Genomic DNA, 10,674 nt, shown 5'->3' with positions numbered 1-10,674 from the left:
AATGTCCATAGATAGAACTCAATAGCTTAGGCGTCCGCACTATACAACTTACTCTTATCAACGGAGTAGACCTCGATGCTGGCGACCAGAGTGCTAATGGTTCGCATCACACGATTCGACACGTCGGCGTATAGCGCATAGTTGCTCGAAAAGGCTGTCACTCCCCTCTGGTCGAGAAACCGCTTCACTTTGAAGTACGGGTCGCCCATCTTTAGGCCCAACGCTTTAGCCTCCCGACTTCGAGCGATGATGCAGCCGTCGTTGTATCTGAATGACGCTAACAGTTAGTAGTGCATAACATATTGATATTTAACGATATTGTTACGCTAACAATTTTTCGTCCTTCGCAGCCTAAATCAGGGCTTTTCAGTCCGACCCACCCCCATGCGGCCAACTAGCTGCCCGCCTCGAATGTCGTGTCCCTGGGGCCGCGAGGCCCCAAAAAACTTTGAATGAACTTCATGAGCGTGCACATCTGTTGTCGGCTGGAGTCGTTCGGTTGTTCGGAAGAGCAGGCGAAACCGAAAAGCACACGGAGTCCTCGCATAACGTCCTTGGCTCGCAGCACTATTACGGAGACCGAAGCGTTCCCGGCCAATCAGGGCTGCTGAGAGGGCCTACATCACCGACACTCCCGGCCTTCTCCGCACCCTGGAGCGCCAAGGTACTTTCGGCCGGCCAGGCGCTCGGGCAGCCAGATGAGCAAGGGTGCCGCCCCCAGTGCCAGCAATAGCCACAGTCTGGAGAACTGCTCGCCATGCGGGTCGAAGCCATAAGCCAGCAGCCCGCCGAGCGCGAGCAACAGGAAGTACGGCGCCGTGAGGTAGCAGTGAAGTCGGCGGCAGCGTGCGGCATTGACCAGGCAGGCGCCACCCATCACCGCCAGCGCGGCGCTTGCGGCCAGGAATAGCGTGGGGTGTCGATCTGCCAGAAGAATGGTTAGCGTCGCGACAACGGCAGGCAGCCCCCAGAAGCTGATCACCTGCCATGTCTGGCGCAGGCTGTCACCCCTGCCGAGTTCATTAGTCTTAATGTTCATGTTTGCACCTCGCATTCTTTACCCGGCGCAGCAGGACAATTGCTTCACGTCCTTACTGAAGGTTTGCGCCGCGAGCTTCAGGCCCTCGACCATGGTCAGGTAGGGGAACAATTGGTCGGCTAGTTCCTGCACCGTCATCCGGGCGCGGATGGCGAGGGCGGCCGTCTGAATCAGCTCGCCCGCTTCCGGGGTCACTGCCTGCACGCCCAGCAGTCGGCCCGAGCCCGTTTCGGCGACCAGCTTGATGAACCCCCGTGTGTCAAAGTTCGCCAGAGCGCGCGGCACGTTGTCCAGGGTCAAGGTGCGGCTGTCGGTTTCGAGGCCGGCTTGGTGCGCTTCCGCTTCGCTGAAGCCGACGGTGGCCACCTGCGGATCGGTGAACACCACGGCCGGCATGGTGTCGAGATTGAGCATTGCCTCGCCGCCGGTCATGTTGATCGCCGCGCGATTGCCGGCCGCCGCCGCGACATAGACGAACTGCGGCTGGTTGGTGCAGTCGCCGGCCGCATAAATATCCGCTTTGCTGCTGCGCATGCCCTGGTCGATCTGGATGGCACCGCGTTCATCCAGCTGCACGCCGGCCGCTTCCAGGTTCAGGCCGTGGGTGTTGGGCGTGCGTCCGGTGGCGACGAGCAGTTGGTCGACCCGCACTTCACCGTGCTTGGTGGTCAGCACGAACTCGCCGTTGGCATGGGCCACCTGGCTGGCTTGCGTCTGTTCCAGCACTTCGATGCCCTCCAGGCGGAAGGCCGCCGTCAGCGCTGCGCCGATGGCCGGATCTTCACGGAAGAACAGCGAGTTGCGCGCCAGGATGGTGACGCGGCTACCCAGCCGGGCAAAGGCTTGCGCCAGCTCCAAGGCCACCACGGATGAGCCGATCACGGCGAGCCGTTGCGGAATACTGCTGCTTGCCAGCGCCTTTTCCGAGTTCCAAAAGGGGGTATCTTGCAGTCCGGGAATCGGCGGCACGGCCGCACTGGCGCCGGTGGCAATCAGGCAGCGGTCGAAGGTCACGATGCGCTCGCCCCCCTCGACCAGTTCCACACTGAGCGTGTGGCTGTCCTGGAAGCGGGCGGAGCCACGCAGCACGGTGATGGCTGGGGTGCTTTCCAGAATGCCTTCGTACTTGGCGTGGCGCAGTTCGTCGACACGACCCTGTTGCTGGGCGAGCAACCGTTCGCGCAAGACAAGCGGCGGCGTGGCGGGCAGTCCGCCATCAAACGGACTTTCGCGGCGCAGATGGGCCACGTGCGCGGCGCGAATCATGATCTTGGAGGGCACGCAGCCGACGTTGACGCAGGTGCCGCCGATGATGCCGCGCTCGATCAGGGTGACGCGGGCCCCCCTTTCTACCGCCTTGAGCGCGGCCGCCATGGCGGCGCCACCACTGCCGATAACCGCCACGTGAAGCCTGTCACCCTCTTTCCCGGCGTCAGTGCCACCGCTCAGCCAGCCCCGTGCCTTATCGAGCAGGCCGGGACGGGTAGGTAGCGTGATGTCTTCGAACGCCGCTCGATACCCCAGGGCCTCGACGGCGGCCTGCATTTGTTCACGGCTTACGGCCTCGTCGACCTTCAATTCGGCCCTCCCACTGGCGTAGGAAACATCCGCCCGATGCACGCCCGGAATCTTCTCCAAGGCCTCTTTCACATGCACGACACAGGATGCGCAGGTCATGCCAATGATTTTCAGTTCGGTCATAACGTTACTCATTGAATCGTCTCTTGTCAGGTTCACTGGTTTGGCGGCGTCGGACAGGACGCCGGGGAGCAACGGCGGTGCGCGGGCGACACGAAGTCCCAGATGGACACCCCAAACATGACGGCCAGGCCGATATAGAGCAGCCAGCCGCTCCGCCAGCCGTGAGCCAGCATCAAAAACACCGCTACCAGCACCAGGGCCGGGCCGATCAGGCCAGGCGCAGCGCGTCGCCACTGCCGGTGACTGAACCAGCCGAGGGCATTGACGAGCAGAGCCACGCCGGCAAACAACGGCAACAGCGTGGTGATGAACAGGCCTTCCCATTGGCTCAAAAAGCCCAGTCCGATCGTGGCGCCCAGGCTGGCAAGGGCGGGAAAGCACGAGGCGCAACCTATGGCGGAAACCAGCACGCCGACGGAACCGGCTTTGTCACCGATCCGTGTGAACAGATTGAAAGAATTTGCCATCGGAATGCCCGCCTATTGCTTGACGCTGGACGGGTAGCCGGCGTCCTCTGTCGCCTTGGTCAGCGCCTGCGCACTGGTCTTGGCATCGTCGAAGGTGACGATGGCTTCGCGCTTCTCATAACTCACCTCGGCCTTGGTCACGCCCTCGACCTTGGTCAGCGCTTTCTTCACCGTGATTGGGCAAGCGGCGCAGGTCATGCCCGGCACCGACAGGGTGATGATTTGGGAGGCGGCCCACACTGGGGAAACCACGGCAATGAGGGCGAGAGCGGCAAGCAGCTTTTTCATGACCAACTCCTGATTAGTAGAACAAGGGGAGGATGTAGGGGAAAGCGAGCGCGACCAGCACCAAGGCCATCACGACCCAAAAAACGAGCTTGTAGATGGTGCTTACCTGGGGATCAGCGCAGACCTCACCGGGTATGCAGACTTGAGCCGGGCGGAAAATGCGCCGGTAAGCGAAGAACAGCGCAACCAGTGCCGCGCCAATGAAGAACGGGCGGTAAGGTTCCAGAACGGTGAGGCTGCCGATCCAGGCACCGCTGAAGCCCAAGGCGATCAGCACCAGCGGCCCCAGGCAGCACGTGGACGCGAGGATTGCCGCCAGACCTCCAGTGAGGAGTGCACCGCGCCCATTTCGCGATTCAGACATACGTTCATCCTTCCGAGTGGTTGATCGATGGGTTAAGGTTATTTCCGTAGTTAGGTACGGGGTCAAGCGGCATGCACAACGCGGTGGAAAGCCTGACCATCGGCGCCTTTGCCAAGGCAGCCGGGGTTAACGTGGAAACCATTCGGTTCTATCAACGCAAGGGGCTGTTACCCGAACCGGACAAGCCCTACGGCAGCATTCGCCGCTATGGCGAGGCGGATGTCGCACGGGTGAGATTCGTGAAGTCCGCGCAACGGCTGGGCTTTAGCCTTGATGAAGTGGCCGGACTGTTGCGACTGGACGACGGCGCGCACTGCGACGAAGCGCGTGTGCTCGCCGAGCAGAAGCTTGAGGATGTGCGTGAGAAACTCGCGGATCTTCAGCGGATCGAGTCGGTCTTGGCGCAGCTGGTTGATGACTGTTGCGCGAGCCAAGGGACAGTGAGCTGTCCGCTGATCGTTTCGCTGCAAGCGAGCAAGTGACCGCCCGCACTTCGCGCGTTAGCCCACGATTTCCCGTTTGTCAGGGCTCTCTGTTTGTCGGTCTGAAGGTGGAAAGAGCGGCGCTCATTGAGCGCCGCTGACTGGGCAAAGGAGCACTTGCAAAGGCCCTAGGTTGGTACTGCTATTTGCCCTTGTGCATCAGTGGGGCGGGCCCACGTTGCATCTGGTCGAGTAGCACATATCTACCTTGCAGGCGGACAGCCGGGCTGCGCTTCGCTTCGCCACGGCCTGCCGCCGTGGCGCCCAGTTGTTCAATCTTCTTGACGGTTTCCGCCACTAGGATTGCGTCAGCCTTGTCGCGCATGGAGACAATCTGCTCGGTCGCTCTCGTGACATCGTGATCGCCGCCGTACAGCCCGTCGCCTCTGAGAAGGTCATGCAGGTGATGGATCGGATCAATTCCAAGTGGGGTCGAGGCACGCTCCGCCTGGGCGGGGTGCCGGTGACTCCTGACTGGGGATGTGTCGGGAAATGCTCGGCCCAAGCTATACCACACGGTTAGATCAGCTCTGGACAGTGAGGTGAGGCACACCCCAGCGCTGCTAGGAAGCCGGCTTACTGCTCAGAAGAACCACCTTACCAGTGGCTACGCCCTTCAGTTGAGCTAGTTCGAGAATCAGGGTCTGATTCACTGAGGCCAGTCGAGCCAGATCCTGGCTTAGCTGTGCGTTCTCCGCGCGCAATGCTCTGTTCAGCTCCCTCTCCTTCAACAATGCTTGGTGCTTCGAATCGCGCTGTGCTCGGACTGATTTCCCCATCAGACCACGAATGCGTTCAGCCACGGCTGGGTAGGTGTTGTGGATGAGACCTGGAGTGACCCCTGCCGCTTTCGCTACGCCAGAAATGGACAGCTTTCCGTTTGTTGAAAGGATGCCGTCGATGACCTTATCGAGCATCTCCGAGGTCTTCTGTCTGGAGCGTCCGGAGGATCGTTGCGCAGTTGGCTTATTGGTCAAAGTCGGCACCTTCAAGTTCGCGTTGGGTCACTGTCGCGAGCGTCCAAAGGAGACAGGCCAAGGCTGCTGATTACGTCGAATGCGACCTGCATATCACGTTTTGCCCGTTGCCTTACAGCCGGCCCGGCATCGTCGATTTCCATCAGCTCCAGCTGATGCGAGTAGATCCCCTGCCACGTGGTGGCAAAGGTCTCGTCAATCACAGAGTGTTTGCAGCCAGGACAACGGGTTGCCTCATACAAACCAGCCCCACCACAGCCCCGTTCTGTCGCGATGCACCAGCCATGACCAGTCGCTCGAATGTTTGCATGGGGGGCTGTCTGGGCCAGCAAGGCACTCCGATCTTTGATCGGAATGGCACGTAGCTCCATGATCCTCTCACCCGCCCCTCCAGCAAGTGGCTGATCATCCAACCACGACTCGATGAGATCGATCTTGAATTCCGTCATCTGTTGGAGGATTTCATCGAACAGGGTGAGATCCTGTAGGGGGTTGGAGGCATAGAGCTGAGTCATGCTCATACTGCTGTGTTTGAACTGCCACTTGAGGAAGACGAGCGAGGTACGCCCCATGCGAGACTCAACGAAGCACCGGGCATAGGTGCGACGGCACTGGTGAGTCCGCAATGGCCAATCACTTCCAGCCGCTTTTGCGACGCGCTTGAAGGCTTCATTGGAACCTGCGGCGCTGAGCACTTCGATGTGTCCAACACGTTCGGCTTTGTTGCCGTACCCATTCAAGCAGAGGAACAGTCTCTTCGAGTCCTTTCTGGCTTTCTCCAATCGAAGCAAAAGATCAGCGGAGTCAACTGAATTGCATGACAGTTCAAGGTCACTCAACTCCGCCTCGAGCTCCCTTCTCATGGGGGTTGAGCACATGGCGAAGAGATTCAACGCATCCAGCGTAAGCTCAGGGACAAGATAGTCGACTCGTCCCTTTCCCGTTTTATGCTCGGTCGTGGTTACCCAGCAGTAAGTAACGCCATCCACTACCTCTTTTCGCCACGCACCGACTTCAATCCCGATGACCTCTTCGTTACGCATGCCACTGGTAATGGATGCAATGTACAAAACAGCATCGCGGCAACGAATCATTTTGGGGCTGCGGCGAGTGAAAGTGTCAATTCCGGTGGCTTTCAGATCTTCTTTCGTCTTATGAACGATCTGCTCGCAATAGTTGAAGATCTTCGCCTGATCATCTGGCGAAATTATATCCGTTCTACCCGTATTCTTATTGGCAGCCGAAGTACCCCTTGCTTCTCCAATTCCGCTGACTCGCCACAGGGACGAGTCCCCCCACGGAAAACACTGAAGAGGGGAAAGGGTTTCGGCAGAGAATATCCATAAAAAGTCAATTATCCGCAGCCTGGAATAAAGAGGCATTGGTCTTAACGACTCTGACTTGCAATGGTGAATATAATTACTAATGTGTATGGGCCGAACATCGGAAAATCGTTCAAGCTCTAAATCGCTAAGCCAACGAATAAATGGAATGACACTGGCACTGACGAGAGTTGTAATACCCCGTGCGACAGGTGGCTTTGACCCTGGAAGCCCTCTCTTGAACCATGCATACGCAACTGCTTTGCAGTCATCAATCATCTCAGGTGGGAGATTAAAATCCCAACTGACGTACTTGTGCCCCTCGTTTACGTTAGATTGATCAAAGAAAGGTCGAAGATCCCAGCGAGCATCGCCAAAGCGGCTTAATACAAGAGTTTCGCCACGATCATTAACAATGGCACTAATAACTATCGCATCACGCTCAGCCTTGCTGAGGCCCGAGGCAGTTACAGGTTGCGCGAATAGCACATCATAGGCCTTAAGGGCGGCCCTAGAGTTCCGATTAGCCGACAAGAGCGTCACCTCGAACTTTCCTCATAAACTCAATCTTGCATCCCCAGAACGGATGAGGGGACGCTTTCGCTTTGGCTTTAGCCGCTTCGATCAGTTCAATCTTGAATTTTCGAGACGTAAACTCGTCAATAAGCCTGATGAAATCGCCCTGGCGTTTCCGCCATGCCGCCCACTCATCCGTTAAAAAATACTCCATCTCAGCGTGCAAAAACTGCTGATAGCTGAACAGTCGATACAAGTCTCCGAGAGTCCCTACAATTGCGTAACTAGGACATGTCAAGCAATGAATGAACTCGGAACAATGGGTAACGCCATCTTTGGGTGCCAGGCTTCCATAGAGGCTATCTTTGCAACCTCCTGGGGGTGTCGGTGTGACGTTGATGCCACGCAGCTGATCGGTGAATGCTTCCCCTACGAAGGTGGCACCCTCAACCTTGATCTCGTCATTTATCTTCAAATAGTGGTTATCAGCAACGCTAGGGGAATGGCCCATCACAGCGGACACCTCCAGTAGGTCGCCGCCGCTGAGCTTCCAAAGCCTACTTTCCATAGTCTTTCGAAGACGACTGAGATTAACGATCAGCGGTTGGCCCTGATCGTCCTTCAAAGCATGCCGCGCACAGATACTCTTTGTTGATTGAAATAGCGTACTGGAAGCCAGCGCGACTACCCTATGACCATGCCCATTCTGTCCGGCGCGGTAAAGCCAAACATGCGACTTAAGCTTTTCAGGCGCAAACCCAACCAGTGGCTCAGAAATTGCCAAAGCCTTATTTACAACAGCCACCCCATCTAAAGGAATTGGGTTATATCCGTCATGCAGTTCAGTTTGTCGAATGGTTTTGCTCTGAGCACCCTTGCCGCGTCTTTTTACGGTGTTCAAGAGCCGAAGATTGGGGATGAATGGATGCGGCTGGAGTGCATCTCTAGACATTTCCAGAAGCGGCGTAGTGTTAATTCCAGATCTGGCCGCAGTAATCAGCAATAAGACCGTCATTGCTTCGGCGTCATTTCCAGAGAATAAGCCCTTATGAATGGCTACTAAATCTGACTTTAGCGCAGTGATGAGCCCCTGCATTTCCGAGAGACTGAGCGGCTTCGCGTCATTGGTCGATTTCGCGGTATGGGGGAAAGGAACGGCTGGAAGTAGATCATCTTTATCCGCCTCAACGAATCCGTATTCAATTAGGCTGATGATCAATGACTTCAGCGACGTGTAATAGTTCTTCGCAGTTGACCCGTTTGGATACTTGAGCTTAAGCCACGAAACATATCGCTCAAGATGCCGCTTGGTCAGGCTGTTCGGGGTTGACGGCGGAGAATCAATCGTTCCGCTTTTCAGGAAGGCCATGAAATATCGAAGGCCATTGCTGGAGTACCCTACAAGAGTGGCCAGGGAGAAATTCCCTCCATTGACCAGTGCTCTGATTACATGAATACTCTGAATAGCCCATGCGTCAAAGCCAAACCCAATGTACTGAGAGTGATCAATCTTAGTTACATTCCGGGGATTTTTCGGAAGATCGATTCTAAGCTCATTCTCTACGGTCTCGAATCCTTTAGTGACCGATTGCATTTCAGCTTTATAGTTTTTCTTTCGGGCCAACAGTAGTACCTCAGATGCTTGGAGTAGAGACGGCCATAAACATCATGTCTATCTCGTCTTCATGAGCAAGGACAGACTGAGCCTCTAGCTGATTAATGAGATGCAGGTACACCATCGTTGTTTGAACGTCGGAGTGTCCCATCCTGTCTCGGACATAGAGCAATGGCTCTCCTTTAAAGTCTCGGCTTTTCCTCAGGGCAAGAAGGGTATAAGTCCCATAGGTATGACGAAGCATGTGGGCCCTAACATAAAATCCGCACTTGCGCTCATACGCCTTCATCACGTCGACGATGGAGTCTTTCGTGTACTGCCGCCCCTCCCTTGTCAGCACCAAGGCCGTGGCGCGCCCGTTGCCGGCCGCTTTCCGTACTTCGCGCTCATGAAGCGTGTACGACCACATTTCCTCCATCAGCGACCAAGGCACGTCAATTGTTCGAGGGCGGCCGTACTTGAGATGCATGTCCGATGGCTCGAGAGCCACGCTGATCATTTGCCCAGGGCGGAGGCCCTTCTTCAGCCGAGGATTAAAGACGTACTTGAAAGGGAAAGTGCGCGCCTCGCAGGAGCGAAGACCAGTGCGAACCATCAGATGGAACAAGATCCGGTGACTTGGATCGGCATCGAGGGCGAGGCAAACCTTAGCCTGATCTTTGGTCAGGAATTTGGTCAATCGCTTACGCTCTCGCACCATCACTGAGGGCTTCGTACTCTCGGCGTTAGGACGAGCTACGTGACTGAGGAAGCCGGAATGCGGAGTCGCTCTGACCCTTCGCTCGCCAAAGGGCAGCGCTGCGATCAGATCACGCTGCTTGGCCCATTGGTAGAACCTCACAATTAGGTTCAGTCGCTTGTTCAGAGTGCTGGGATCTAGTTCCAACTCACCGCTCGACCAGTCTCTATACCGCGACAGGACGCTCAGGCCATCTGCCTGACTCTCCTCATTCCAGGCCAGACCATTGGCCTCGAGGAAGGCGAAGTAGTCGAACAGACGGCGTCCATAGGCCTCCCACGTCAGAGCACTGAGTGCCTCACCTGACTCGACTAGCGTGTGCCAAAGGAAAGATTGCGCCGGCTCCACTGGCCAACCGTCGGCGCCAACCAACAGAGGGAAACCTTCGAATGATCGACCCGCTACAGCAAGGTCTTTTGTTGCGAACACCAGCCTCATTTCACAGCCTTAAACACCATCCAGATGACTCCCCTTCAGAGGCTGGAATGTAATTTCTCAGGCTTCTATCAAGGTGGTGCGGACTGTAATTCATTTACTAACGGAAGCAATCCCTCAGATCATTGTTGCTCAGCACCACGATCGGGGTCTTGGCCAGGTCGGGTCTGAACACACGCTCGCAGCTCGCGTAGAACGCGTTGCAGTCGATGAGCGCGAAAACCGGGTCACTGGGCATGGTCACGAACGCTGTATCGCACAACGCCCCATACTACAAAGTCATCCCCTTCCATGATGTACCGCGCCGGGTAAGCGGGGTTTTCAGACTTGAGGATCACCACTCCGTCGCGGCGGTGCAGGCGCTTGCACACCGGCTCGCAGTTGACCGCGGCAATGACGATGTCGCCGTGCTCCGCCTCACGGCCACGGTCTACGATGACCAGATCACCTGAGTAGATGCCGGCGCCTTGCATGCTGTCGCCTTCAACTTTCACCAGATACACATGGGGTGCGCGGATGTCGAACAGCTCATCCAGGGAAATATGGCCTTCCAGGTGGTCTGCGGCAGGCGAAGGGAAACCGGCCGGAACGTGGAACGAGTACTGCGGGAAGGTTTCGGTGCCGCCAGTCGGCGGACCGAGATAGGTGATGGTCATGACGGAAGGTCCAATGCAAACTGTATGCATATACAGTAAATCCGGCATTGGGCATGCGGTCAATCATGCACGG

Annotated in this window: 12 protein-coding genes and 3 pseudogenes; 2 read left to right on the top strand and 13 right to left on the bottom strand. The window is 56.8% G+C overall.

Annotated features, from left to right (window positions below; all coding sequences use genetic code 11):
• Positions 1–50: 50 nt before the first annotated feature.
• The 6 genes and pseudogenes from GEV39_RS09185 to merT form a co-directional block, all read right to left on the bottom strand.
• Positions 51–263: pseudogene (locus GEV39_RS09185) on the bottom strand (Y-family DNA polymerase); the annotation flags it as partial.
• Positions 264–622: 359 nt separating this feature from the next.
• The gene (locus GEV39_RS09180; protein WP_008567175.1) at positions 623–1,039 is read right to left on the bottom strand and encodes a hypothetical protein; all 417 of its coding nucleotides are present in this window, start codon (positions 1,037–1,039) and stop codon (positions 623–625) included.
• 18 nt (positions 1,040–1,057) lie between these two features.
• Positions 1,058–2,740, bottom strand: a complete 1,683-nt coding sequence (gene merA, locus GEV39_RS09175) for a mercury(II) reductase (protein WP_008567178.1) — start codon at positions 2,738–2,740, stop codon at positions 1,058–1,060.
• Positions 2,741–2,772: 32 nt separating this feature from the next.
• Positions 2,773–3,207, bottom strand: coding sequence for an organomercurial transporter MerC (gene merC, locus GEV39_RS09170; protein WP_008567179.1), 435 nt, complete (start codon positions 3,205–3,207; stop codon positions 2,773–2,775).
• A gap of 12 nt (positions 3,208–3,219) precedes the next feature.
• A complete protein-coding gene (gene merP, locus GEV39_RS09165; RefSeq protein ID WP_008567180.1) occupies positions 3,220–3,495 on the bottom strand; it encodes a mercury resistance system periplasmic binding protein MerP in 276 nt (91 codons plus the stop codon).
• Positions 3,496–3,508: 13 nt separating this feature from the next.
• Complete coding sequence (gene merT / locus GEV39_RS09160) at positions 3,509–3,859, bottom strand: mercuric ion transporter MerT (RefSeq protein ID WP_021205791.1); 351 nt, start codon at positions 3,857–3,859, stop codon at positions 3,509–3,511.
• Positions 3,860–3,930: 71 nt separating this feature from the next.
• On the opposite strand from merT, the gene merR reads away from it, so the two are divergent.
• Positions 3,931–4,341: a mercury resistance transcriptional regulator MerR gene (merR, locus tag GEV39_RS09155; protein ID WP_008567182.1), complete on the top strand. Its 411-nt coding sequence runs from the start codon at positions 3,931–3,933 to the stop codon at positions 4,339–4,341.
• A 142-nt stretch (positions 4,342–4,483) separates the two neighbouring features.
• Here the strand turns inward: merR and GEV39_RS09150 are convergent, their stop codons facing one another.
• The gene (locus GEV39_RS09150) at positions 4,484–4,666 is read right to left on the bottom strand and encodes a hypothetical protein (RefSeq protein WP_008567184.1); all 183 of its coding nucleotides are present in this window, start codon (positions 4,664–4,666) and stop codon (positions 4,484–4,486) included.
• A 33-nt stretch (positions 4,667–4,699) separates the two neighbouring features.
• On the opposite strand from GEV39_RS09150, the pseudogene GEV39_RS09145 reads away from it, so the two are divergent.
• Positions 4,700–4,887 (top strand): annotated as a pseudogene (locus GEV39_RS09145) (DUF4113 domain-containing protein); the annotation flags it as partial.
• A gap of 17 nt (positions 4,888–4,904) precedes the next feature.
• On the opposite strand, the gene GEV39_RS09140 reads toward GEV39_RS09145, so the two are convergent.
• The 6 genes and pseudogenes from GEV39_RS09140 to GEV39_RS09115 all read right to left on the bottom strand — a co-directional run bounded on the left by GEV39_RS09140 (position 4,905) and on the right by GEV39_RS09115 (position 10,601).
• A complete protein-coding gene (locus GEV39_RS09140; protein WP_008567186.1) occupies positions 4,905–5,258 on the bottom strand; it encodes a hypothetical protein in 354 nt (117 codons plus the stop codon).
• A 71-nt stretch (positions 5,259–5,329) separates the two neighbouring features.
• Positions 5,330–7,183, bottom strand: a complete 1,854-nt coding sequence (locus GEV39_RS26015) for a site-specific integrase (protein ID WP_249414335.1) — start codon at positions 7,181–7,183, stop codon at positions 5,330–5,332.
• The gene (locus tag GEV39_RS09130; protein ID WP_010794484.1) at positions 7,164–8,780 is read right to left on the bottom strand and encodes a site-specific integrase; all 1,617 of its coding nucleotides are present in this window, start codon (positions 8,778–8,780) and stop codon (positions 7,164–7,166) included. Before GEV39_RS09130 ends, GEV39_RS26015 begins: the two co-directional genes overlap by 20 nt.
• 10 nt (positions 8,781–8,790) lie before the next feature.
• The gene (locus GEV39_RS09125; protein WP_010794485.1) at positions 8,791–9,948 is read right to left on the bottom strand and encodes a tyrosine-type recombinase/integrase; all 1,158 of its coding nucleotides are present in this window, start codon (positions 9,946–9,948) and stop codon (positions 8,791–8,793) included.
• A 118-nt stretch (positions 9,949–10,066) separates the two neighbouring features.
• Positions 10,067–10,183 (bottom strand): annotated as a pseudogene (locus GEV39_RS09120) (Y-family DNA polymerase); the annotation flags it as partial.
• Positions 10,173–10,601 (bottom strand): LexA family protein, encoded by a 429-nt coding sequence (locus tag GEV39_RS09115; protein WP_173888418.1) that lies wholly within the window; start codon positions 10,599–10,601, stop codon positions 10,173–10,175. The gene GEV39_RS09115 and the pseudogene GEV39_RS09120, both read right to left, overlap by 11 nt.
• Positions 10,602–10,674: the final 73 nt, after the last annotated feature.

The organism is Pseudomonas sp. NY5710, from assembly GCF_013305665.1.
GTDB lineage: Bacteria > Pseudomonadota > Gammaproteobacteria > Pseudomonadales > Pseudomonadaceae > Aquipseudomonas > Aquipseudomonas juntendi.
The sequence above is the reverse complement of the archived record's forward strand: the minus strand, read 5'-3'. Positions and strand labels throughout refer to the sequence as shown.

Bases quoted from the DNA above. Each gene is read 5' to 3' on its own strand.
- GEV39_RS09180 (WP_008567175.1), bottom strand. From the start codon at position 1,039: ATGAACATTAAGACTAATGAACTCGGCAGGGGTGACAGCCTGCGCCAG.
- merA (WP_008567178.1), bottom strand. From the start codon at position 2,740: ATGACCGAACTGAAAATCATTGGCATGACCTGCGCATCCTGTGTCGTG.
- merC (WP_008567179.1), bottom strand. From the start codon at position 3,207: ATGGCAAATTCTTTCAATCTGTTCACACGGATCGGTGACAAAGCCGGT.
- merP (WP_008567180.1), bottom strand. From the start codon at position 3,495: ATGAAAAAGCTGCTTGCCGCTCTCGCCCTCATTGCCGTGGTTTCCCCA.
- merT (WP_021205791.1), bottom strand. From the start codon at position 3,859: ATGTCTGAATCGCGAAATGGGCGCGGTGCACTCCTCACTGGAGGTCTG.
- merR (WP_008567182.1), top strand. From the start codon at position 3,931: ATGCACAACGCGGTGGAAAGCCTGACCATCGGCGCCTTTGCCAAGGCA.
- GEV39_RS09150 (WP_008567184.1), bottom strand. From the start codon at position 4,666: ATGCGCGACAAGGCTGACGCAATCCTAGTGGCGGAAACCGTCAAGAAG.
- GEV39_RS09140 (WP_008567186.1), bottom strand. From the start codon at position 5,258: ATGCTCGATAAGGTCATCGACGGCATCCTTTCAACAAACGGAAAGCTG.
- GEV39_RS09125 (WP_010794485.1), bottom strand. From the start codon at position 9,948: ATGAGGCTGGTGTTCGCAACAAAAGACCTTGCTGTAGCGGGTCGATCA.
- GEV39_RS09115 (WP_173888418.1), bottom strand. From the start codon at position 10,601: ATGACCATCACCTATCTCGGTCCGCCGACTGGCGGCACCGAAACCTTC.